29 protein-coding genes and 1 tRNA gene are annotated in these 23,597 nt (G+C 35.5%); 3 read left to right on the plus strand and 27 right to left on the minus strand.

Annotated features, from left to right (window positions below):
* Positions 1–149: 149 nt before the first annotated feature.
* The 5 genes from K412_RS0102575 to K412_RS0102595 all read right to left on the minus strand — a co-directional run bounded on the left by K412_RS0102575 (position 150) and on the right by K412_RS0102595 (position 5,219).
* Positions 150–2,309, minus strand: coding sequence for a YcdB/YcdC domain-containing protein (locus K412_RS0102575; protein ID WP_024831658.1), 2,160 nt, complete (start codon positions 2,307–2,309; stop codon positions 150–152).
* A gap of 202 nt (positions 2,310–2,511) precedes the next feature.
* Positions 2,512–3,933 (minus strand): LysM peptidoglycan-binding domain-containing protein, encoded by a 1,422-nt coding sequence (locus K412_RS0102580; protein WP_024831659.1) that lies wholly within the window; start codon positions 3,931–3,933, stop codon positions 2,512–2,514.
* A gap of 184 nt (positions 3,934–4,117) precedes the next feature.
* The gene (locus K412_RS0102585) at positions 4,118–4,498 is read right to left on the minus strand and encodes a hypothetical protein (protein ID WP_024831660.1); all 381 of its coding nucleotides are present in this window, start codon (positions 4,496–4,498) and stop codon (positions 4,118–4,120) included.
* Between the two features lie 30 nt (positions 4,499–4,528).
* A complete protein-coding gene (locus tag K412_RS0102590; protein WP_024831661.1) occupies positions 4,529–4,846 on the minus strand; it encodes a YtxH domain-containing protein in 318 nt (105 codons plus the stop codon).
* A gap of 118 nt (positions 4,847–4,964) precedes the next feature.
* Positions 4,965–5,219, minus strand: a complete 255-nt coding sequence (locus tag K412_RS0102595; RefSeq protein ID WP_024831662.1) for a TIGR03905 family TSCPD domain-containing protein — start codon at positions 5,217–5,219, stop codon at positions 4,965–4,967.
* A 183-nt stretch (positions 5,220–5,402) separates the two neighbouring features.
* Here K412_RS0102595 and glgA point away from each other — a divergent pair, with 183 nt between their 5' ends.
* On the plus strand, positions 5,403–6,857 hold the full coding sequence (gene glgA, locus K412_RS0102600; protein ID WP_024831663.1) for a glycogen synthase GlgA: 1,455 nt from the start codon (positions 5,403–5,405) through the stop codon (positions 6,855–6,857).
* Here glgA and K412_RS0102605 read toward each other — a convergent pair.
* The 7 genes from K412_RS0102605 to K412_RS0102635 all read right to left on the minus strand — a co-directional run bounded on the left by K412_RS0102605 (position 6,854) and on the right by K412_RS0102635 (position 11,069).
* Entirely contained in the window at positions 6,854–7,387 is a 534-nt protein-coding gene (locus K412_RS0102605) for a cob(I)yrinic acid a,c-diamide adenosyltransferase (RefSeq protein ID WP_024831664.1), read from the minus strand. The genes glgA and K412_RS0102605 overlap by 4 nt on opposite strands.
* An 18-nt stretch (positions 7,388–7,405) precedes the next feature.
* A complete protein-coding gene (folK, locus tag K412_RS0102610; RefSeq protein ID WP_024831665.1) occupies positions 7,406–7,879 on the minus strand; it encodes a 2-amino-4-hydroxy-6-hydroxymethyldihydropteridine diphosphokinase in 474 nt (157 codons plus the stop codon).
* Positions 7,872–8,246, minus strand: a complete 375-nt coding sequence (gene folB, locus K412_RS0102615; protein ID WP_024831666.1) for a dihydroneopterin aldolase — start codon at positions 8,244–8,246, stop codon at positions 7,872–7,874. The genes folK and folB overlap by 8 nt, the downstream gene beginning before the upstream one ends.
* On the minus strand, positions 8,247–9,071 hold the full coding sequence (gene folP / locus K412_RS0102620; RefSeq protein ID WP_024831667.1) for a dihydropteroate synthase: 825 nt from the start codon (positions 9,069–9,071) through the stop codon (positions 8,247–8,249).
* A 21-nt stretch (positions 9,072–9,092) separates the two neighbouring features.
* Positions 9,093–9,572 (minus strand): HD domain-containing protein, encoded by a 480-nt coding sequence (locus K412_RS0102625; RefSeq protein ID WP_024831668.1) that lies wholly within the window; start codon positions 9,570–9,572, stop codon positions 9,093–9,095.
* Positions 9,573–9,588: 16 nt separating this feature from the next.
* Positions 9,589–10,176, minus strand: a complete 588-nt coding sequence (gene folE / locus K412_RS0102630; RefSeq protein WP_024831669.1) for a GTP cyclohydrolase I FolE — start codon at positions 10,174–10,176, stop codon at positions 9,589–9,591.
* Positions 10,177–10,379: 203 nt separating this feature from the next.
* Positions 10,380–11,069 (minus strand): 4Fe-4S double cluster binding domain-containing protein, encoded by a 690-nt coding sequence (locus tag K412_RS0102635; RefSeq protein WP_024831670.1) that lies wholly within the window; start codon positions 11,067–11,069, stop codon positions 10,380–10,382.
* A 190-nt stretch (positions 11,070–11,259) separates the two neighbouring features.
* On the opposite strand from K412_RS0102635, the gene K412_RS0102640 reads away from it, so the two are divergent.
* On the plus strand, positions 11,260–11,805 hold the full coding sequence (locus K412_RS0102640) for a DUF4364 family protein (protein ID WP_024831671.1): 546 nt from the start codon (positions 11,260–11,262) through the stop codon (positions 11,803–11,805).
* 19 nt (positions 11,806–11,824) lie between these two features.
* Here K412_RS0102640 and K412_RS0102645 read toward each other — a convergent pair whose 3' ends face one another.
* The 11 genes from K412_RS0102645 to K412_RS0102695 all read right to left on the minus strand — a co-directional run bounded on the left by K412_RS0102645 (position 11,825) and on the right by K412_RS0102695 (position 20,297).
* Positions 11,825–12,097: a hypothetical protein gene (locus K412_RS0102645; RefSeq protein WP_024831672.1), complete on the minus strand. Its 273-nt coding sequence runs from the start codon at positions 12,095–12,097 to the stop codon at positions 11,825–11,827.
* A 106-nt stretch (positions 12,098–12,203) separates the two neighbouring features.
* Positions 12,204–12,494, minus strand: a complete 291-nt coding sequence (gene yhbY / locus K412_RS0102650) for a ribosome assembly RNA-binding protein YhbY (protein WP_024831673.1) — start codon at positions 12,492–12,494, stop codon at positions 12,204–12,206.
* Between the two features lie 44 nt (positions 12,495–12,538).
* A complete protein-coding gene (gene obgE, locus K412_RS0102655; RefSeq protein WP_024831674.1) occupies positions 12,539–13,816 on the minus strand; it encodes a GTPase ObgE in 1,278 nt (425 codons plus the stop codon).
* A gap of 165 nt (positions 13,817–13,981) precedes the next feature.
* The gene (gene rpmA, locus K412_RS0102660) at positions 13,982–14,263 is read right to left on the minus strand and encodes a 50S ribosomal protein L27 (RefSeq protein WP_024831675.1); all 282 of its coding nucleotides are present in this window, start codon (positions 14,261–14,263) and stop codon (positions 13,982–13,984) included.
* Positions 14,264–14,267: 4 nt separating this feature from the next.
* Entirely contained in the window at positions 14,268–14,600 is a 333-nt protein-coding gene (locus tag K412_RS0102665; RefSeq protein ID WP_024831676.1) for a ribosomal-processing cysteine protease Prp, read from the minus strand.
* A 17-nt stretch (positions 14,601–14,617) separates the two neighbouring features.
* A complete protein-coding gene (rplU, locus tag K412_RS0102670; protein ID WP_024831677.1) occupies positions 14,618–14,929 on the minus strand; it encodes a 50S ribosomal protein L21 in 312 nt (103 codons plus the stop codon).
* A 143-nt stretch (positions 14,930–15,072) separates the two neighbouring features.
* Positions 15,073–16,557 (minus strand): Rne/Rng family ribonuclease, encoded by a 1,485-nt coding sequence (locus K412_RS0102675; protein WP_024831678.1) that lies wholly within the window; start codon positions 16,555–16,557, stop codon positions 15,073–15,075.
* A gap of 9 nt (positions 16,558–16,566) precedes the next feature.
* Positions 16,567–17,274 carry a TIGR03936 family radical SAM-associated protein gene (locus K412_RS0102680; protein ID WP_024831679.1) on the minus strand — a complete coding sequence of 236 codons (708 nt, stop codon included), beginning with the start codon at positions 17,272–17,274 and terminating at the stop codon, positions 16,567–16,569.
* 1 nt (position 17,275) lies between these two features.
* On the minus strand, positions 17,276–19,120 hold the full coding sequence (locus tag K412_RS0102685; protein WP_024831680.1) for a TIGR03960 family B12-binding radical SAM protein: 1,845 nt from the start codon (positions 19,118–19,120) through the stop codon (positions 17,276–17,278).
* Positions 19,121–19,367: 247 nt separating this feature from the next.
* Positions 19,368–19,443 (minus strand) — tRNA-Pro (locus tag K412_RS0102690).
* A 62-nt stretch (positions 19,444–19,505) separates the two neighbouring features.
* The gene (locus K412_RS0102695) at positions 19,506–20,297 is read right to left on the minus strand and encodes a lysophospholipid acyltransferase family protein (RefSeq protein ID WP_024831681.1); all 792 of its coding nucleotides are present in this window, start codon (positions 20,295–20,297) and stop codon (positions 19,506–19,508) included.
* Between the two features lie 171 nt (positions 20,298–20,468).
* Between K412_RS0102695 and K412_RS0102700 the strand changes: the two genes are divergently transcribed.
* Entirely contained in the window at positions 20,469–21,179 is a 711-nt protein-coding gene (locus K412_RS0102700) for a flagellar brake protein (RefSeq protein ID WP_024831682.1), read from the plus strand.
* On the opposite strand, the gene dinB is transcribed toward K412_RS0102700, so the two are convergent.
* From dinB to infC, 4 genes are all read right to left on the minus strand, one after another.
* Positions 21,180–22,379 (minus strand): DNA polymerase IV, encoded by a 1,200-nt coding sequence (gene dinB, locus K412_RS0102705; protein ID WP_024831683.1) that lies wholly within the window; start codon positions 22,377–22,379, stop codon positions 21,180–21,182.
* A gap of 108 nt (positions 22,380–22,487) precedes the next feature.
* Positions 22,488–22,841, minus strand: a complete 354-nt coding sequence (gene rplT / locus K412_RS0102710; protein ID WP_024831684.1) for a 50S ribosomal protein L20 — start codon at positions 22,839–22,841, stop codon at positions 22,488–22,490.
* An 18-nt stretch (positions 22,842–22,859) separates the two neighbouring features.
* Positions 22,860–23,057: a 50S ribosomal protein L35 gene (gene rpmI, locus K412_RS0102715; RefSeq protein WP_024831685.1), complete on the minus strand. Its 198-nt coding sequence runs from the start codon at positions 23,055–23,057 to the stop codon at positions 22,860–22,862.
* Positions 23,058–23,074: 17 nt separating this feature from the next.
* Positions 23,075–23,569 carry a translation initiation factor IF-3 gene (gene infC / locus K412_RS0102720; RefSeq protein WP_024831686.1) on the minus strand — a complete coding sequence of 165 codons (495 nt, stop codon included), beginning with the start codon at positions 23,567–23,569 and terminating at the stop codon, positions 23,075–23,077.
* Positions 23,570–23,597: the final 28 nt, after the last annotated feature.

Consider the following 23,597-nt stretch of genomic DNA (forward strand, 5'->3'; position numbering starts at 1 on the left):
TGAATTTTGGTTTTAGTCGTTGTATAATTATACATGTACATGAGTATTAATTCATGTCATTTTAATGCTTATTTCTATATTTTTGATAAATCCCTATTATTTTAAAGGACTGGTAATTTTACCAGTCCCTCTTTTTTTTGTATTTTTATTTATTTAGCAGCCAGAAAATTGTAAATAGTCATGAGTCCATCCAATCTTGTCATTTTGTTTTTTGGCATAAAGTTTCCATTACTTCCGTTCATTGCTTTAAATCCTGCAGTAAGACACACATAGCCCAGAAGATCTGGATTTATTTTACTGGCATCTTTAAAACTGCTTTTATATATACCCTTTATTTCAGCAACTTCACTTAATCCCTTGAATTTAATAAAATACTTCGCTGCCTCCTCTCGGGTAATTACAGAAAGAGGAGCTTTTTCTGCCTTTGTTATTATACCCTGAGCAATCAGTTGACTGTACATATTTTCAATTGCCTTATCATTGTCAGCCACCCTATCTATGTAGTAAAAATCATTCAATTTGGAAAGCAGAACAAAATAATCCTTTTGGAGCAACGCATCTGCGGGTCTAAGTTCATCCTGAATATATCTAATACCCATCTGTGTTAATATTTTTACCTTGTCTTCGGCTTTTATTCCATTTACATCTCGATAGTCTTCAACTTTATCCTCTTTGTATACCACTCCAGAGCTATCCAGAATATCCCCGTTAACTGCACTGATATTGCATGGTTTTGAGGTATCTACTAGATATCCCAGAACGGCATTTTTAGAATATATTGTGCCATACTTATAATCTTCAATGGATATATCTGTTTCTTCAGAATCATCTGGTATGTACTTTATTCCATACCCTATTTTATTAAACAGTACCTTGTTTGCTTCTTCAACAGTGATTATATTTTTAGGAGCATCAAACTTTAATTCATTTGACCAATTGGTATAAAGACTGTCGATATTTCCTGACAGATTATCATAATTTATAGATATATAGTTATCACGACACTCAATTCCGTTTTCAACTCGTATATACCTGAAGGAATATCTGCTTTCAGGCTTTGACTCATATGTTATATACGTATCGTCATATTTTACTTTTGCATAAATATCAGGCATAAGTGCTTTTAATGTCTCATCACATATTGCTTTTGCCTGCTCCATAGACTTTTGAGGAACCGCATTTGAATCCGGTATATAATCTGCCCAGAATTCTATCAATAACCCTGTTTTTGCATCTACAGTAATATGAATTTGTCTTATCAGTTTCTTACTTTCATCCAGTACCTTTGTATAAGTCAATGTCCATGCAAGTGAATTGCTGTATCTCCAATCCTTACCCAAGTAAGAATTTGTCAATTTATATGAACTGTCAAGATTGAAGGTGCTTATAGAACGTAACTTCTTGTCAGCAGCCTCCTTTGTAATAAGGTTGGATATGCCATTCACCGCCTCCAGTTCATCAGGAGTCAGTGCAATATTTGAAATTGATCCTGTTGCTGCAGTATCCATCAATGCATATTTTTCATATTCTGTTGCTCCATTTTCAAGCATTCTGTAATTTTTTACTGTTACAACCTCTCCAGTAACAGCGTCTATATACTTATTTGTTGTTTTAGGAACATATGCTAGATATGTTACGGGCTTTTCATTTTCTAATTTAACATTGTAAACCAACTTAAGTCCAAGTTTTTCAGCATATGCCTTTTGAGCCTGATTTAGGCTTATTATATTTGAAGGATCTTCAAACTTTGTGTCCTTTGAATAATTACATGTATAAGTGACAACTTTTCCGGTGTAAGAATTAATGGAGACATTTATAAAGTCGTTTTCAAAATTTATACCGTTTTCTTGTCGTACATAACCGAAGTTATACCCTCCACTATATCCGTATGCATTGCTTTCATTCAGTTTAAACTTATCCAAAAGTTTAGGATTCAAGTGGTTTACAAACTGTTCTGCAATTTTTTTCGCCTGATCCTTTGAGTACTTTGGTATCTTTTTATTTACATTTTCCATGTAATCATAAGAATTGTATGATGATATAAGATTGTCTTCGTCTATTTGTACATTTATATTCTTTTGTGAATCTTCATCATTCCAAAGAAGGCTCCATACAATTCTATCATTTCTGTTGTAAATATTGTAACTGAATTTAGTACATTCTTTTGGAATGTCAATCTTTGATTTAACAAATTTTATAGCGTTTTGAAGCTCTTTATCCACCTGTACTGTATTTTCGGCTGCCATTGCAGGAATCATAAATACTGATAAAACAGCAACCACCAGCAACATTGAAATAAATCTTTTCAATACAATCACCTCTCGTTTTTTATTTGATTTAATGCATGTAAATCCTACCAAAACCTTAGACGAATTAAAAATTATGAAGTTCCATACTTTTATAACTATTTTATTTTTGTATGAATCTTTTTACAACCAACAGCTTTGTAACCTTTTTAAATAAAAAAAGGAAACAGCCTGAATTCTCAGGTTGCTCCCCATTTTAATTGAATTATTTTGATTTTGGTATTTTCAACTCATCGCCTATGTTAATACTGTCAGCATTCTTCAAATTGTTGTATTTCAATATTTCAGTATACTTTGAAGGTGTTCCATAGTATTTCGTACTAATGGAGCTAAGGGTGTCTCCTTGTTTAACCACATGAACCGTATATTCCTCAGTTCCCTCATTTGAATCCGAAGGTTCAGAAGTTTTTGCAGGTTCCTGTTTATTTGAATTATCATTATTCGAATCCTTGACATCACCAACGTTAGTATCATCATCATTATTATCATCGCTATTATCCGATGATACTGCTTGGGAGTCTGAAGCTGTTGAAGCACCCTCTGTATTTGTAGATACAGAAGGTAAATCAGTTGTATTGGATGCCGTCTGAGTTGATTGAGTAGGATTCCCTGGATCTCTATCAGAAGCAAACAATCCTTTATTGCTTATTATGAGATACCCCATAAATAAAACTCCTGAAATTATAAGTACACATATGAATCCTAATATGTAATTAACAACACTGTGGCTTTTTTCAGGCTCATCAGGTAATTCAAATTCGTCATCGTCTTCATCCATATCAAACTTTTCCATTCTTCTTTGGATGGGAATATATGATATATTTCTTACCTCTTCGACTTTTATAACCATAAGTGTTAAACTTTCTTCCATATCATTCTTTGATGCTTCCTGAAAAAGAACACTGGCCATTTTTTGAGGCTCCAAACCTGAATCAATAACCGCTTCAATTCTGCTCCTGTTTAAGCTGTTTAATACTCCATCACTACATAGAAGAATAATATCTCCTTCTTCAATGGTTATACTGGAAGAAAGTTTTATTTTTGTTTTTGATTCTTGTTCTGCTATTTTTAGTATTTTGTCGGTATCTGTATACAGCTCCGCTGTGTTTGGGGTTATTCCAAGTGATTTAAGCTTTTCATTTTTTCTACTTTCTCCATATGAAAAAATATCTTTTTGAAGTCCATGCCTGAACAGAAAAGCACCATTATTTCCAAGGTTCATTATCACAGCTCTGTTATTTTCAATAATTAGTGATGAAAAACCGGTTAGTATTGGGTTGTTCTGACTGGATATAACTGATTTACTATATATTAAATTGCTGGAAAGCTGAACTGCATCATATATTTTTTCTGTAATAGCTTCAAGCGAAAAATGCTGCTTTTTAGCAGCTTCATGGTATCTTTTTATTTCTCTTACAGCAGATATGTTATCCGTTTCACCGTCATCAATTCCCAGAGAATCCGAAACAGCAAAAACGAAGTTACTTGAGGATTTTTCAAAAGAACACTGAATACTCTGTGTATTATGGCAATTTGAAAAGTTTCCATTAAAATAGAAATCGTCTTTGTTTGAGCTGCTGCCCATATAACTTATTACTGTAGCACTTAGCCTTATGTTTCCATCCACAGTATTTCACCCCGTAACGTATTTTAAATTCTTTAGTAAAAATATACAACTATTTGGTAGGAATTTGTAAGTAAATAATATCATACAATACTTTCTTTTACAATAAAATTAGTTATTTGATATTATATAAAAAGGCACTCAAAGAGATTTCTTTGAGTGCCTGAAAAAAGCTATACAGCAAGAACTAATTCTTTGAAGAAAATGAACTGATAATAGATTTAACTACAGAACTTGCAATATTAATAATACTTAATATGTTCTCAGCATTAAATGAAAATGAATCTATAGTATCAGAAACAGAATCTTCAACTGTTGTTACTACCGAAGTAGCCTTATCCAAAGTACCTTTTGCACTTTTTGCAAGTTCATCTATATTTGTCACGGCTCCAGGTAAAGCCTCCAGTGTCTTTCCCACTGAGTCAGCATTGTCATCTAAAATTTTGTTAAGCTTATCGGTAATCTTTAAACAATTTCTTAATACAATTATTAAAAGCACTCCTATAATAACAGCTATACAAAATATTATGAACCATGCCACAACACTCAGGTCTAAAGTAATAGACATATGTAAACACCCTTTCGTGTAAAAAAGCTTTTATTCAGCCTTTTCTTCCTCTGTACAAACACATTCCTCAACGGCTTCGTTTTCGGTGCTGCTGCAGTCCTTTTCTTTTTTTATAATATCTTCAATCTTTTCTTTTGCTGTATTCAAGCCATCTTTAACATTTTCCAGCGTATCCTTTGTTACTTTAGCTATATCTTCCCTTGTTTCCTTTCCTGATTTAGGAGCTAAAAGCACTCCGGCTGCTACACCAACAGCTGTTCCTATTCCGGCACCAATTGCAACATTTTTAGCAGCCTGCTTTTTAGTTGATTTCTTTTTATTCTTTTTAAGTAAATCCTTTAAATCCATTGTTAAACGCCTCCTTTATTATAGTATTGTGATTATAAATAATGGATAATAATATACCTATTATTAACATTATACGACTTTACCTTTGAAATTGATAGATGGGTTTAATTTAATTTTTTTACCCTGCCTGCTGTGTTTTTAAAACTGATTCAATAGCACAAGCCAACTGATCAGGACATGAAGTACCTCTTCCCTGGCAGTCAATACCTTTTAACCTTGTAACTACTTCATATGCCGGCATACCCTCAACAAGAGAGCTGATACCCTGAAGATTTCCTGAACACCCTTTGCTGAAGCGAACATTTTTTAATTTTCCGTCTTCAATCTCAAAACTTATCTGGCTTGAGCAGGTACCTCTTGTTTTGAATTGCATTATAATTACCCTCCAATCATCTTTCTGTCAAATATTTAATACAAGAATAATTCAACCATCTTAATGTGTCAACCAAGATTTTTATTCTTACTTTATTCCCTGTTTGTTGTAGGTTGAAACAATTTCTGATAGACTTTAATTATCTGGAAAATTTGATTCGCTAGTATTTTAGGAGGTAATAAGGTGAATAATTTAAATATTTTGTTTGCTTCTTCAGAAGTATTCCCTTTTGCAAAAACCGGAGGTCTTGGTGATGTTGCCGGTTCCCTTCCAAAAGCTCTGTCAAAGCTGGGTTGTGATATTCGTGTAGTTATGCCAAAGTACAATGTAATCCCCCAACAGTACAAGTCCCAAATGGAATATCTCGGCTTTATTTATGTGGATGTGTCATGGAGACATCAGTATTGTGGTATTTTTAGATTAAACTATGACGGAATAACATACTATTTTCTTGATAATGAATATTACTTTAACAGGCCTGAACTATATGGCGATTATGACCAGGCCGAACAATTTACTTTTTTCAGTAAAGCCCTTTTAGAATTGCTTCCTTTCATAGGTTTCAAGGCTAATATAATACATTGCAATGATTGGCAGACAGGAGTTGTAAGTCTTTTATTAAAAGCAGTGTACAAAAGCAATCCTTTTTACAAAAACATTAAAACCATATTTACTATACACAATCTAAAATATCAGGGTATCTTCCCCAAAGAAGTACTTTCGGATTTGCTTGGATTGGATTGGAGATACTTCACCCCTGAAGGAATTGAATTTAACGGAAATGTAAACTTTTTAAAAGCTGGCTTAGTATATTCGGACACAATAAGTACTGTAAGTCCTACTTATGCCAATGAAATAAAAAATGATTTTTTCGGTGAAGGTTTAAATGGCGTATTAATCAAACGTTCAGCAGATTTGTACGGAATATTGAACGGTATTGACTATGAAAAAAATAATCCTGAAACTGATACCAGATTGTATGCTCCGTACTCGGCTGACAATATATCTCAAAAGTATGAAAATAAACGAAGGTTACAGCAGGATTTAGGTCTTCCCGTAAGAGCAGATGTACCTATAATCAGTATTATTTCAAGGCTCACTTCTCAAAAAGGCTTTGACCTTATAGAATGCGTACTTGAAGAAATCCTGCAAATGGATATTCAGCTTATCATACTTGGCAAAGGAGACGAGCATTACAAATATATTTTTGAAAATGCGGCATATTGGCATAAAGACAAGGTTTCAGCAAACATAACCTTTAGTGATACTCTTGCTCAACGAATTTATGCGGCATCAGACATGTTTCTTATGCCTTCCTTGTTTGAGCCATGCGGACTAGGTCAGATTTTCAGCTTCCGGTATGGAGCTGTTCCCATTGTCCGCGAAACAGGCGGCCTTAATGATACCGTTTTATCATACAACGAAGCTAACGGTGAAGGGAACGGTTTTACTTTTACAAACTACAATGCACATGATATGCTTAATACAATCAGGCGTGCAGTCCATTTTTATTATAATAAAAAAGATATCTGGAGCCTTCTTGTTCAAAGAGGCATGAGATCAGATTTCAGTTGGGAGAAATCAGCACAGGAATACATGAATATGTATCATAAAACACTGCAAAATAGCAATAACTAAAATTCTATTCCCTTTCTGGCCGGAACTCCTTCTTGATACGGATGCTTTACTGCTTTTATTTCAGATACGTAGTCGGCAGCTTCTATCAGACGTTTTCCGGCATTTCTCCCGGTTAATACAAGTTCTGTTTCTTGGGGTTTATCTTTTATCATAGCAATAACATCATCCTCACTGATAAACCCATTATTCAGAACCCCTATCAATTCGTCCAAAATAACCAAACCGTATTTGTTTTGTATGATAAGATTTTTTACATTAAGGAAAATTTCAGAAGCCTCTTTTCGTGCTTCTTCCTTTTCTTCCTCAGTCATATTCCATACAAACTTTTTACAGCTGAAACCTCTTATTACAGTAAACTCCGGTTCCATTTTCTTTAGAGAATTAAGCTCACAGGTATCTCTGCTTTTGAGAAACTGAACCATTAGAACCTTCATACTGTCTCCGCAGGCCCTTATTCCAAGTCCTATTGCAGCTGTAGTCTTACCTTTGCCATCACCAGTATAAATGTGTACTAAACCTTTTTTACTCATAGAAATCCTCCATTTATATTACAGAAAGTTTTCATGATATATTTCATTTATATTTTTATTAAATACCGGATGCAATACAAAAGGTGCTATTTCGTTTAAAGGCTCCAGTACAAATCTGCGTTCATGCATTCTTGGATGAGGAATTACCAAATCTGTGTCATAGATAATATCACTTCCGTATAGGAGTATATCGAGGTCAATAGTCCTTGGTCCCCAGTGTATTATTCTCTCTCTTTTGAGTTCCTTTTCTATTCCTGAACACACATTCAAAAGCTCTCTAGCCGACAGTGATGTCCTTATTTCAACCACCGCATTTAAAAAATCCGGCTGCTGTTCATACCCAACCGGAGCAGTATTATAGTAAGAAGACACCGCCGTAACTTGAATCTTTTCAATCTGTTTCAGAAGTTCAATCGCGCTGTTCAGCTGGTATTCCCTATCTCCAATATTTGAACCTAACCCTATAAATGCAGTAATTACATTCTCACACATTGAATTCGCCCCTGGTACGCTCAAGCTGGACTCCTGCGTATTTAAGATGATATCCCATGGGAGCCCAAGGTTTTTTTAGCAGTATTTTTACTGATTCAGCCTTTTGAAAGTTAATAAATATGCCCTCAAGAATTTTATATGCAACCGTTTCAATTAAATCATATTTGTCTGAGCTTACAATATCTCCAACAACTCTACATACCTCTGCGTAATTTAAAGTGCAGCTTAAGTCATGGTTTTTAGCAGCAGTAGTTAAGTCAGCTGATATTTCCAATGAAACAAGAAACATTTGCCCCAATTTCTTCTCTTCTTCTGCTACCCCGTGATAAGCATACACTTCTAAATCTTCTATAATTATTTTATCCATTTATCTCACCATACTATCCGTCATTTTTGCCACTCTTACATTTTGTAAAACGTCATGAACTCTTACAATATCAACTCCTTTTGAAATGCCTGTTGCCGTTGTCGCCAGCGTGCCTTCAAGCCTGTCAAATACTTCAAGTTCCAGAAGCTTACCTATAAATGATTTCCGGGAAGTACCCAAAAGCACTGGATAGCCAAGAATTTTAAATGCCTCAAGCTTACGCATTACCTCTAGGTTTTGCTCCCAGGTTTTTGCAAAGCCTATACCAGGGTCTATGATTATTTTATCATCCCTTATACCTGCATTTTTTGCTATTAATATACTTTCTTCAAGTTCTCTCAATATTTGTCCTATAAGATCTTCTCCGTAATCTGTTCCGGTAGTTCTGTTGTGCATTATACATACAGGTACACCATACTTTGCTATTGTTTGAGCCATGCGGGAATCGTATTTAAGCCCCCAGATATCATTAATCATGTCTGCCCCTGCCTTTATGGCAAGTTCTGCGGTATCTGCCCTGTAGGTATCCACAGAAATAGGCAATGTAATCTCTTTGGATAAAGCACGAATAACAGGTAAAATTCTTTGCTGTTCAATTTCAGAAGATACAGGTACCGCACCGGGTTTTGTGGTTTCTCCACCAACATCAATTATATCTGCACCTTCTTCTTGCATCCTTAATGCCTGATTAAGCGCCATTTCCGGATTTACATAACTACCCCCGTCCGAAAATGAATCCGGTGTTACATTAAGAATTCCCATTACATAAGTCTTTTTCCCCCATTCCCATGTACTGTTCCGAATTTTAAAAGATTCAGCTTTCATATTTTGTTATCCTTCATCCTTTTAGTAATTTAGTACAGGTGTGCCGCCGTTGATAAACCAGTTGCATTCCCCAACCATAGCGCATTTGACACACTGTCGGCAAGACTTATCACCTGCATATAAAACCTTACTTAGTGGCGTACTGTGTCCTTCCTTTTTACGATGTTTTTCAATTGCATCTAAAACCATTTCTATGTCGTCTTTTTCCATATTTAAATCTAAAAGAATCTCACGTGCTAAAACTGCCCCTTCAGCAGCATGGTCCGCCTTTTGACTATATTGCTTCCATTTAGCAATATCATGGAGAAGTGCAGTTATATATATTATTTCTTTTTTAAGGTCGTATTTGTTTTCAAGTGCAATAATATATGCAACCCTTGCCACATCTAATGAATGTTGAATATCATGGTGGCAAAATTTACGGTCTCTTTCTGCCTGAGAATTCAACTCCATATACTTTTTAAATTGTGGATGGTTTAATATCATTTGTACTCTTTCCATACTGTCCCCTGTATTATTACTTATATAATATCATCAATCTTTTTGTAAGATTATCATCTGTGTTGAATTTTCCACGAAAAGTAGTAGTTGTAGTTAGAGATCCTGTATTTTTAATACCTCGAGCAGTCATACATGCGTGCTGTCCTTCAATAATTACTGCAACATCCTCTGAATCAGTAATCTTTTGCATAATTTCAGCTATATCAGAACCTATTCTCTCCTGCAGTTGAAGGCGTTTTCCCACCATGTCGGCAATTCTGGCTATTTTGCTAAGACCCAGTATCTTGCCATTTGGCACGTAAGCAACTGCAACCTTCATATTGTACATAAGGGCCATATGATGCTCACAATAACTAAAAATGTCTATATCTTTAACCAATATCATTTCTTTGTTATCTTTAGGTATCACCAAATCATCTTCAAAGGTCTTGTTATACATTTCAGCAATCTGGTCATTGGTATAGCTTATCCCTTCAAAAATCTCCTCGTACATACGAGCCACACGTGAGGGCGTCTCTTTAAGCCCCTCTCTATCAGGGTCCTCTCCTATGGCAATCAGTAAACCTCTGATATGCTCTTCAACTTTTTTCCTATCTATAGACATGTAACTCACCTTATATATGTTTTCTTATGTATCTTATAAAAAGTAAAATCCCTGAAAGTAGTGTACTCTAGGGATTATATTTCAAATAAACCATTAAATATGAATACCTTCTATCCTAAAAAGAATAGCACACGTATTTTCCACAGTCAACGTTTAAGAACACCTCATAACGACATTTTTCCTTAATTTCCCTTACATTATTGTCATATTATACTACTCCCGCTTGGGCATACTTTTATACAAATTCCACATACTGAGCCCCTGCCTATATGCTTAAAATTCCTGTTCATATATTCAGAACAAGCTCTTGCATCTACTACATTTTCACGAGGTTTCCCAAACTCCCACTTATTCCCGGTAAGAGCAAGGGCAGGACATGCTTTTACACACCTGTTACATGATGAACAATTATTTTGTAGTATTATATTTTCACAAGGAAGCTCCATATCTGTAAGAACAGTCCCAAGCCTCACTCTGGGGCCGTAATCCTTATGGATAAATAATCCGTTTTTGCCTATCCAGCCCAGGCCTGCTAAAACAGCGCCTGTTTTATGAGGAAACACACCACTGTAAGGTATTGGTGAGGAAGGTATGCTTTGTGATGCAGCAATGGAATATGCCCTTTTGCCGTGTGCCTGAATAGACAGAACCAGTCTAAGGGATATTTGGTCTATTAAGGCATTTACAGACCGGTAATGGTTAAAATAAGTAAAGGTAGGTTTATCGTCTATCTCGTCAATTATTGCATCTGAAAGTCTGACACCGAAAGTTATGGCAATAGGATACCTTTTTAAGGGTTCAGGTAAATGATCCTCTACATCCGAGGTTCCAAAGAAAGTTCCTCCCATACCGTATACTATTGTTTCCAGTTCTTTATATAAATTGTCTGACACGTATATCTCCTTTTGTGTTTAATTCTGATTTAAATATTATATCATTAACTATAAAGGTAGTGCACGGGAAATAAAGCTAAAATTTAACCATATAAAAAGTCTTTTTAAGGTAATATAGTAAACCATAAGTCTTTATGGTATAATTTTAATGTAATTTCAAGCTAAATTACAGCTAAGAGCGGAGGTATTTATGGGTTCTATTGAAAGCAGCAGAGAACTTGCCGAAAATAAGCTGATATTATTATATATTATTCATAATCTTGAATCACCGGTAACCAATTTGCTTATTACAAAAATTATATTAGAAAATAAGCTGATGAATTATATTTTTCTTCAACAATATCTTGATGAACTTTGTGAAGGAAAATTTCTTACAAAAATAGATTCTGACGAAAAGCTGTCATATAGTATTTCTTCTGCCGGAAAACAAAGTCTGGAGTATTTTACTTCATTAATTCCTGCCGGCATAAAAGCCAGAATTGATGAGGCTTTAAACAAATATAAAAAAAGCAAAAAAAATGAAATAAACATACAGTCAGACTTTGTTGCCGTAAAAGAAAATGAGTATATCGTTAGTTTAAAGATTTGTGAAGGAAACTTTACCTATATTGATTTAAAAATGTCTGTTGGAAGCCGTAATGACGCAAAGAAAATCTGCGACAACTGGGCTCAGAATTCAGAGAAATTGTATAGTAAAATTTTATCAGTACTTACCAATACAGTTGACGATAATTAGGAAAATAACATCTGACTTTTTAGTAATAACTATTTAGTCCGTGCTTCAATCCTCTGGAAAAGCACTCGCTTATAAGTAAATTCAGCTGATGACGAATAAACTGAACTCTAAGCTGGGCTATTTTTTGTTTTCCATAATCGTCTCTTATGTTTTTTAAGTATATCTCGTTTAACTTTAGAAATTTATATGTATCTTTAACCTTTTCAAGCAGTGTCTTATCACTGAGTTTTTTTATTGAAGATTTGTCAAGACATTCATAAGTGTGGTTTTGTGTAGCGTAGTTTTCTTTCATATACCCTCCTGAAATTTTTACTAAGTTTTATCAACGAAATACCTATTATATTATTCAGGATAGTATAAATTTATTACATATTTTTTTAATACAATAAAAAGCCGCCCTACGGCAGCTCTATTACGGAATTCTTTTCAGATGGCTTGTACAAAACAAACTTACTTCCGATAACCTGAACTACTTCGGAATTTGTCTGTTCTGCAATTTCTTCACATATGGTTTTAGTATCACATTCTGCATTTTTCAGGACAGTGGCTTTTACCAGTTCTCTAGCCTCCAGTGCATCTGAAAACTGCTTTATCATATTATCGCTTACTCCGCCTTTTCCAACCTGAAAAATGGGCTGAAGATTATTTGCAAGCGACCTCAAATAGCTTCTTTGTTTACCTGTAAGCATTGAACCCTCCATATCTGCATAGAAAATACCCATGCATAATCTTACTATCTGGTATAATCAAACTCGGTATCATATATTCTGACCGTGTCACCTTCCTCTATTCCCATCTCTTCAAGTGCCGCAATAACACCTTTTTTCTTAAGAGCTCTCTGGAAATATTGTAGTGACTCATAATTTGTAATATTAGTAGAACCGAGGACCTTTCTCAGCCATTTACCCTCAACTACATATACACCGTCTTCAATGTGTATTTCAAAAGGCTTTTCCTCTTGAGCTTTGTATACAACCTCTTCATTCTTTGTTTCATCAAGAAGAATGGTGTCTGGAAGTGTTTTTAATGTTTCTGAAACAGCATACATGAGTTCTTTCAGCCCTTTATTTGTTGCTGCAGATATTCCAAATACTCTGTATCCTCTTTTTTCAAGTTCTTCCTTAACAGCCTTGTAGTTTTCTTCTGCACCTGGTATATCCATTTTATTAGCAGCAACTATCTGTGGTCTTGTAGATAAAACTTCATTATATTTTTTTAATTCCGAATTAATGGTGTCAAAATCCTCTATTGCATCTCTGCCCTCAACCCCGGATACATCTACAACATGTATAAGGAGTTTTGTCCTCTCAACATGCCTCAAAAATTCATGACCAAGTCCAACACCTTCATGTGCCCCTTCTATAAGACCTGGGATATCAGCAATTACAAAGCTTTTACCCTGTTCTATTTGGACAACTCCAAGGTTAGGAACCAACGTTGTAAAGTGGTAGTTTGCAATTTTGGGCTTGGCAGCAGAAACCATTGAGAGTATTGTGGACTTACCCACATTGGGATATCCTAAAAGTCCAACATCAGCTATCATCTTTAATTCAAGAATCAAGTTGAATTCTTCTCCGAGATCTCCGCTTTTCGCAAAATTAGGTACCTGCCTTGTAGGAGTGGCAAAGTGCTGATTACCTTTTCCACCCTTTCCGCCTTTTGCTATAACACATGTTTGACCGGGCTTTATCAAATCAACAAGTACCATACCTGTCGCTTCGTCCTTTACCATAGTGCCACGAGGAACCTTTATTATTAAATCTTCCCCGTTTTTCCCGGAACAGTTTGACGGTCCTCCATCATGTCCTGACTCAGCCTTGAAGTTCTTTTTGTATCTGAAGTCAATCAAGGTGTTAAGGCCTTCATCAACTACAAATATTACATCTCCGCCTTTTCCACCGTCTCCCCCGTCCGGGCCTCCGGCCGCTATGTACTTTTCACGGTGGAATGAAACCATTCCGTTTCCTCCATTACCGGCCTTGACATATATTTTAGCGCTATCTGTAAACATTTATCTTCTCTCCATAAAACAAATATTCTTTTTAACCAAATCCAGAACTCTGTTTATTTTAACCTGAAACAAATAATTTATGTGAAAAATAACTTTTATTATACGCTAAAAAGGTAGAAAATGCGTATCACATTCTCTACCTTTTTTAATGCGATAATTTTTTAATTACTCAGCAGTCACTATCATAACTTGTTTCTTATCTCTGCCAAGTCTTGCAAACTTAACCTTTCCATCCTTTAATGCAAACAAAGTATCATCTTTACCTTTTCCTACGTTTACACCAGGATGAATCTTTGTACCTCTTTGACGAACAAGAATGTTTCCTGCGAGAACGAATTGACCATCAGCTCTTTTAACACCCAGTCTTTTAGCTTCACTGTCACGTCCGTTTCTTGAACTACCAACACCTTTTTTATGAGCAAAAAGCTGTAAATTAACCTTTATCATGAGATTACACCTCCTCATCCAATACCTTCACATAGTCAGGATAAGCAAATTCTATCTGTTTGAATCCAATTTCCGCAGTAGCCATTATTACATTGGCATCATGCCTTTTTTCAGGAGACAACTCCATGTCAAGTTTACAAGACATAAACCCGTGCTTCTGTTTAAAAAAGCTTTTTAGTCCAATCAACTCTTCAATAGCTCCAACCGCAGTATAAGCGATTGCAGAAATGGCTGAACATACAATATCGCTGCCTTCTTCAGCAAACCCTGCATGTCCTTTTACAACAAACGTCTTAATAGTTCCTGCTGCATCCTTGCCTATATTAATTTTAATCATCTAACCATTATCCTTAATTAAGCATTGATCTTTTCGATTTGAACCTTTGTATATGGTTGTCTGTGTCCCTTTTTATTTCTGATGTTCTTCTTTGCTTTGTATTTGAAAACGATAATCTTTTCACCTTTTCCGTGGTTAAGAACCTTTCCACTTACAGAAGCTGATTCAAGAACAGGAGCACCAAAGGTTACATTTCCGTCCTTTGATACAGCTAACACCTTATCAAAAGTAACTGAAGATCCTTCTTCAGCAGCGAGTTTTTCTATGAAAACTACATCGCCTTCCTGAACTTTGTACTGCTTTCCACCAGTCATTATAATTGCGTACATATATACACCTCCTAATACAAATCTCGCCGGCTTTATGACGTATATACTACATCAACAGGAGTATTCATCACAGGCAATAATTCAAATGAATTATATTTAGGGAGCCTTGGCCGTGCGGCTACCGATATATTTTATCACAAGGACTAATCCATGTCAATGTCTTTAATTCTATAGCTTGCGGGTCTTATATCATTGGCGGCTGTAACTTTTATTTTCTTATCTTTATTCTCAACAAAATTATTTAAGAGTTCTTCAATATTATCTTCTATGGCAGGAGCCACAGTAGGGTGTACTTCTAGCTTGAATTTTTTTGCAGGTTTACAATTCATATGCTCCTTTACTTCCCGGAGTATATTCATTGCATTAGTTTCTCCCGTATAAACCTTTCCCGTACCATCACATACAGGACAATCGCAGCTCATAACAGTTGACAACTCTTGCCTTATCTTCTTTCTGGTCATTTCAACCAAACCAAGCTCTGTCATACCCAGCACTATTGTCTTTGTTCTATCACTTTTTAAACTTTGTTTTAGGGAATCCAATACCAATTGCTGATGTTCGGAGTTATTCATGTCAATGAAATCTATTATTACAATGCCGCCTATGTCTCTTAATCGAAGTTGTTTTGCTATTTCTCTTGTTGCTTCAATATTGGTTTTAAGTACTGTTTCCTCGAGATTACTCTCTCCTACAAACTTACCTGTATTAACATCAATTACTGTAAGAGCCTCGGTTTTGTCTATGATTATATACCCACCGCATTTTAGCCATACCTTTCTGGATAGTGCACGCTCGATTTTTGTTTCTATCTGGTAGTAATCAAAAATCTTATAATCCTTTTGGAACAGCTCTACTCTGTTTTTGAGCAGTGGAGATATCATTTCAACAAGTTCAAGTACTTTTAAGTACTCTTTCTCATTGTTTATAATAAATTTGTTTACATCCCATGTAAATAAATCTCTGACTGACCTGTATATAAGATTTATGTCTTTATGAATACACCTTGGTACAGGGCCTTTATTTTCGCTTTCCTTTATTTTTGTCCAAAGCTTTAAGAGAAAAGAAACATCCTCTACAAAGTCAGATTCTTCTTTTCCCTCAGACACAGTTCTAACAATTAACCCCATGTGTTGAGGCTTTAGTTTTTCAGCTATTTTCTTTAGCTTCTGCCTTTCCGTATCGTTTTCAATTCTTCTTGATATCCCTATATAATCTGCATTTGGCAGCAAAACTAGGTTTCTTCCTGGTAAAGTTATGTGCGTTGATACTCTGGGGCCTTTTGTGCCTATAGGTTCTTTTATAACCTGTACTGTTATTTCCTGTCCTACCTTAAGTATATCTGTAATATTGTATTCTTCGTAGTTACTGGAAACTTCTGATTCATCATCTGAGTATTCTTTTTTAGGAATTGCATCACCTACATACAAAAATGCGTTCTTTTCATATCCTATATCAATAAATGCAGCCTGCATACCCGGCAGCACACTACTTACTTTTCCCCTGTATATGTTGCCTACAAGCCCCTGATGATTTGTCCTTTCTATATGAATCTCAGCCAGTTCCTTATCTTCCAGAATACCAACTCTTATTTCACCTGGACTAACATCCACTATAATTTCATTAACCATCTAATCACCTCAAACTACTTCTTCCATAGGGTCCAGAAGCTGATCCTGTGACCTTACAAAAAGCTTTGTTCTATGAATCCTGTCAATCTCATATTCAAATCCAAGATATCCACACAAAGACTCAATCAGAAGGTCAGGCTTTAAATTCGCTTTGCTTCCGGCACTGACAAGAGCCGTAAATCTGATAATGTTGAAGTTTTCACAAGGCTGAAGCTCAAAATTCAAATCAAATATCATACCTCTTATATCAGTATCCTTTACGCCGTTCTTGGTTTTTTTCTTGACAACTATCTCTTCTTGAGACAAGTATTTGTCAATAGCCGTCTTTAAAGCCTTTTGGCTGCATTCTGCCGGAGTTCCTACAATTACAACATACTCAGATGCAGCAATAGTAGCCATAATATTTTGCTTGGACATCTTCTTTTTCGCAGATAAAACCTCTATTCCTTTAGGCAGTTGTAAATTCAGTCTATCTGCAAATTCCTGCGGTGACATCCCATCATCGGTAATTTCAAAATCACCGTACTCTGCTTCACTTGTAACTCCCACCCCTAAAGGCAGACCAAAAACCATACCTGGGTGAGGATTAAAGCCCTGAGAATAGGCTATAGGAAGTCTTGCCCTTCTTATAGCTCTTTCAAATACCTTCATGAGGTCAAGGTGAGAAATGAATTTGACTTCATCGCCACGTCTGAACTTTACACGTATAATAGTCAATTTAATTACCTCCACAAATACCGCTATCAAATATTGTAGCACCGCAGCCGCCGCAGTTTACACGACAATTGGGTGTAACTTTTCCTTCCAATGCCTTTTTTGATTCGCTAATAAGGTATTTCTTTGAAACGCCTATATCAATATGATCCCAAGGCAGAAGTTCCTCGTAGTCTCTTTTGCGTGTAGCATAGAAATATGGGTCTACCCCGCAATCTTCAAAAGCCTTCATCCATACATCAAACTTGAAGTGTTCTCCCCAGCTGTCAAATTTGCATCCCATTTCCCAAGCTTTTAGAAGCACCTTGCATGTCTTTCTGTCTCCTCTGGCAAACACTGCTTCTAAAAGGCTTAAACGGTTTTCATGATAATTATAAGTTACCTGTTTTGAACGAATCTTACTTTTTAAAAACATCTGCTTTTCATTGAGAACTTCTCTGCTATCCTGGGGTTCCCATTGGAATGGAGTAAAGGCTTTGGGTACAAAGGAAGATGTACTCACAGTAACATTGAGGCCTTTTCCTTTCTTTTCTCTTGGAACATTTTTATAAGCATTTACTACCTTGTAAGCCAAGTCCGCAATTCCCTCAACATCTTCCATTGTCTCTGTAGGAAGTCCGAGCATAAAATACAACTTCACACCGTTCCATCCACCATTGAATGCCAGAGATACAGCATTTAGCAAATCTTCTTCTGTTACGCCCTTGTTGATTACATCCCTTAGTCTTTGGGTTCCAGCTTCCGGTGCAAATGTAAGGCCACTTTTTCTCACCTTCTGAGCTTTTTCCATTAAATCCAGTGAGAATGAGTCGATTCTTAATGAAGGCAAAGATAAATTTACTTTTTTCTCCTCCATTTCCTCAAGCAATCCTGTTGTCAGCTCGTGAAGCTCCGTATAATCACTTGTACTTAGTGATGTTAGTGAAATTTCCTCATAACCAGAGCTTTCCTCAAGCTTGTTGGCCAACTCAAGCAATCTCTTGTGACTCTTTTCACGTACAGGTCTATATATAAATCCTGCCTGACAGAATCTGCACCCTCTTGTACAACCTCTAAATACTTCCAGCATTATTCTGTCATGTACTATATCAGTATATGGTACTATTACTTTTTCAGGAAAATATACTTTGTCCATATCTTTGATTATTCTCTTTTTGATTTTTACTGGATAATCTGGTTTTTTAGGTACAAAGCTCTTTATAGTTCCGTCCTCATTGTATGAAACATCATAAAATGCCGGTACATATATACCTTCTATTTTAACTATATCTTCTAGGAATTCCTGTCTTGTACGTCCTGTTCCTTTCCACTTTGCATATGCATCCATTACTTCGTTTATTATTTCTTCGCCTTCGCCCATCATAAAAAAGTCAATTATGTCAGCTAATGGTTCGGGATTATATGCACAAGGACCTCCCGCACAAACAAATGAATCACCATCACTTCTTTTGTCCGAGGTCAAAGGTATGCCTGCCAAATCAAGCATATTTATTATATTGGTAAAGCTCATTTCATATTGAAGTGTAAAGCCTACAAAATCAAAATCCTTTATTGGATCTTTAGATTCAAGTCCATACAAAGGAATATTGTTCTGCCTCATTTTTTCTTCCATATCTGTCCATGGAGCAAATACCCTTTCACAATAACAATCATTTCTTTCATTTAGTAAATGGTATAGTATTTTCATACCTAGATGGGACATTCCTACTTCGTAAGAGTCAGGAAAACAAAATGCGAAACGTATATCTACACTTTTAGGATCCTTTATGACACTGTTCCATTCATTACCGGTATATCTAGATGGTTTCTCAACACTCTTCAATAACGCATCTGACAGTTTAACACTCATTTTTTCCTCCGATATATCTAATATTTATAAATAGCAAAAAAAAAGAACTCGGTTATTCTATATAGCTTTAAGCCGATTTTTAACAAAAAATCTTTCGAGTACCAAAAAATATTATAGCAGAACATAATACATATGGTAATATATTTTTAACAATTCTTTTATAGTATTTATTTAAGAGCAATAATTTATTATTAAAGGTAAATAAAATATAAAAGGACTTGCCAAAACACATTAGCAAATCCTCTTATGGTCGGAGTGACTGGACTTGAACCAGCGGCCTCAACGTCCCGAACGTCGCGCTCTACCAACTGAGCCACACCCCGAATCCCATTATATTATTTTACTAGCAAGTAATTTATTTTACAATACTAAAATGAGATTTTTTTCATATTTTTATATTTTTGAATTCATTTACCTTATTTGTTATAAATTCTATAACCTGTTTATGTTCTGCCTTACCATTTCCGGTTATTGTTATGGGCTCGCCAAAAGACATGCACACAGGTTCTTTTCTGCGGATTGGTCCAATGTCCTTTATAAGTTTTCCATTTCCCCAGAAATCAGTTTTTATTGCAACAGGTATTACAGGTACACCAGCCTCTTTTGCTAGCTTTATACCCAATGAATTAAACTTTTCCGGGTCGAATTGCTCCTGTCTTGTTCCTTCCGGAAATAAAACAATAGACCTTCCTTCAGCCAGTATTTCCTTTCCTTTGTTTATCACATTAAGTAAATCCTGTCTGGAGTTCTTTCTAGATACTACTATAGGGTCTCTGCTTCGCATAATAGCCCCAAATATTGGCATTGATACAAGAGACTCCTTTACAACAAAGGTAATTTCCTTTATGGGTACAATAATAGATGGAAATACAAAAGTTTCCAAAGTACTCATATGGTTACTTACAAACACAACAGGACCGTCTACCTTTGAAATATTATCCAAACCCTCAATAAACAGCTTACCACCGCTTTTTTCAATATTTTCAACAATTTTATAACTGGAAGCCACCCATATTTCCAAATCAAATTTATTTTTTACAGCAAGGTTTCGTCCCTTTATAACTTCCTTGGCATATCCATAAACAAAATACCATCTGGTATTCAGAAAAAGCTTATCAAATATATTTCTCTTATCACCTGTAGTTTCATATCTGTTTCCTATAAAATATCTTTTCATATCCATCACTTCCGTTATTATAAAATTATTCCCCACAATGCCAGTGATAATTATATCTCACAATTAATTCCATGTCCACTTCTAAGGAAAATCATTCATTTAGCAGATTAAAATCATAATAATTAGAATATAATAAATTATCAAATATAAATTTTATTATGGAGAATTCTAATGAATGCTTATGACATTATTATAGGGACCAAATTAGAAATCGAAATACCGGAGTACCTAAAAAAAATCCCTTCCCAGGCTTCCAGTTATATTAGCCAACTTCTGGATGTAGCAGATGAAAAAAATATAACTATTGCTGCACCAATAAGCGAGGGACGTTACAAGTATCTATCAACTGGGCTAAATATTATAGTCTACTTTTTAAATCAAAGACAAGAGCTAATGCATTTTAATGCTACCGTAAAAGAATATAAAAAAACAGGGCATCTTGAAACCTTTGAAGCATTAATAACCAGTGAATTTACCAAAATCCAGAGAAGAATGAACTACAGACTGGATGCAGTTCTGGAATGCAAATACACTCCTGTGGACGACCACCTATTGACTAAAGGAAAACCTGAATTTAAAGAAATATCATCAAATGATTTTAAAACTGCATTCACCAAAAATATTAGCGGAAGCGGTCTATGCCTGATTATGGATAATTCTGTTGATTCGGGTATGATGTCAGATATTTCGATAGACCTTGAAGGCATGGGCCAAATACGAGTGCTGGCTCAAGTAATCCGTTCCACAAAGCTTGAGAACAATAAACATGAAGTAGGTATGAATTTTGCTTATATTTCTTCACAGGATTCTAGCACTCTGACAAAGTTTATTTATCAAAAACAACGACTTATGCTGAAAAACAACAGCCTATTAAAAAAGTAATTACTTTCTTTTCGGTTTCTTAATCTGTATAGCTCTGCTAATAGAATTTGTCCCTAATTTACTTCTTATTGAATCAATAGCTTTTTCAAGCTTTTCTTCTTTTTTAGATAAATCGTCACAAAAATCAATTTCATCAAACAATGACATTTGCCCAGAAAGGCCTTCATTTCCAAAGCCGCTAATGCTTATTCCTATTAGACGAACAGGCATTAAACTATTCCAATTTTTTTTAAGGAGAGAGAACCCTGTCTCATAAATATCCTTTGTGAGATAAGTAGGCTCTATGCTTGTTTGTCTTGTTATTGTCTTAAAATCAGAGTACTTTATAGTTATTTGAATTGTACGACCCTTTTTATTATTTCTCCGAGCTTCGTAACCAACTTCTTCACACATCTCAATAAATGTCGTTTTCACTTCTTCAATATCTGTTATGTCTGATGCAAGTGTTGTTGACCGTCCAATGGACTTCATTTCTCCTGACACATGAGGCGTTACCTCAGATGTATCAATACCATTTGCCATTCTTTGAAGCTCTAACCCCTGTCTACCAAGGAAGCTGACCAAAGCCTGTGAATTATAGTTTGCTAAATCACCTATAGTATTAATCCCTAAATTGTTAAGCCTAAGACCTGTCTGTCTCCCTATTCCGTACAGGTCTGTTACCTTTAGAGGCCATAACTTTGTTTGAATGTCCTTTTGCCATAGTTCGGTTATCCCCATTGGTTTCTTAATTTCAGATGCCATTTTTGACAGAAGCTTGTTTTGGGAAATTCCTATAGAGCACCATAATCCCAGTTCGTCATTTATTGCATCCATTATCTGTTGCGCTGCTTCCACAGGGCTTCCAAATAGAGATTCTGTTCCCGACATATCCAACCAAGCCTCATCTATACTGTTTTGTTCTATGACAGGCGAAAATCTTTCAAGAATCTTCATAACTTCCATAGACTTTCTTTCATAAAACCTGTGATCCGGCGGAACAAGCAACATTTCAGGACAAAGTTTCAGAGCCTGATGAATAACCATAGTAGTTTTTACTCCAAATTTTCTTGCTTCGTAGTTTGCAGCAAGAATTATTCCCGTTCTTGTTTTGGGATTACCCGCAACAGCAGCCGGTTTGCCAGCTATTTCAGGATTTCTGGACATTTCGCAGCTTATAAAAAATGCATTCATATCCACAAGGAAAACTACTTTATCCATCTGTCTATTCTCCTTTCAAGCGTAATTGTCCGGTAATATTCAAAATCAAATAAAGGAGCCCCTTAAAGGACTCCTTAAATTTCCAATATATTACATATTTCAAATTTATTATTTAGCAGCTTTTGCAGTTTCAGCAAGCTTAGCAAATGCAGCCGCATCATTTACTGCCAAATCAGCAAGAACTTTTCTGTTAAGTTCTATTCCTGACTTCTTCAAACCACTGATGAATTTGCTATATGTTAAACCATTTATTCTTGCAGCAGCGTTAATTCTTGCTATCCAAAGCTTTCTGAAATCTCTCTTCTTTGCTCTTCTGTCATTGTAAGCATAATTCAAAGATTTCATTACAGCTTGGTTCGCCATTCTGTAGAGCTTGCTCTTTGCACCAAAATATCCTTTTGCAAGCTTTAGTATCTTTTTATGTCTTGCACGGGTTCTAACCGCACCTTTAACTCTTGCCATAAACCTTCGTCCTCCTTCTTATTTATATGGAATAAGTTTTTTGATAGTAGCTTCTTGTGCAGCTGAAACGTATGCACCTAATCTATGATGCTTTCTAGCCTTTTTTGACTTTGATACAAGTCTATGGTTTCTCCAAGCCTGACCTCTTTTGATCTTACCTGTAGCTGTAACTCTAAATCTCTTTTTAGATGCACTATGTGTCTTTAACTTTGGCATATCATTCTCCTCCTATCCTACTGCTTTGGATTAAGTATCATTATCATACTTTTGCCTTCAAGTTTTGGTCTCTTCTCAACTGTTCCAACATCTTTTACTGCTTCCGCAAACTTGTCTAGAATTTCGTTGCCTATTGAGGTGTAATGCATTTCCCTCCCTCTAAATTTAACAGAAACCTTGACCTTATCTCCATCTTTTAAGAACTTATATGCATTCTTAACTTTGAATTCAAAATCATGGTCTTCAATAGAAGGGGAAACTCTAACTTCCTTTATATTTATGATCTTCTGATTTTTTCTTGCTTCTTTCTCTTTCTTGGCAAGTTCGAACATATATTTACCGTAGTCCATTATTTTACAGACAGGCGGTACTCCCTGTGGAGCAATCTTTACCAAATCAAGATTTTTTGAATTTGCAAGTTTCTGGGCTTCCTTAATTGGTAATATACCAATCATAGTACCATCAGTATCGATAAGTCTGACTTCTTTATCCCTTATCTCCTCATTGATCATTAATTCATTTTTGCTAATAACTGACACC

Origin of the sequence: Ruminiclostridium josui JCM 17888 (assembly GCF_000526495.1) — a bacterium.
Classification (GTDB): Bacteria; Bacillota; Clostridia; order Acetivibrionales; family DSM-1351; genus Ruminiclostridium; species Ruminiclostridium josui.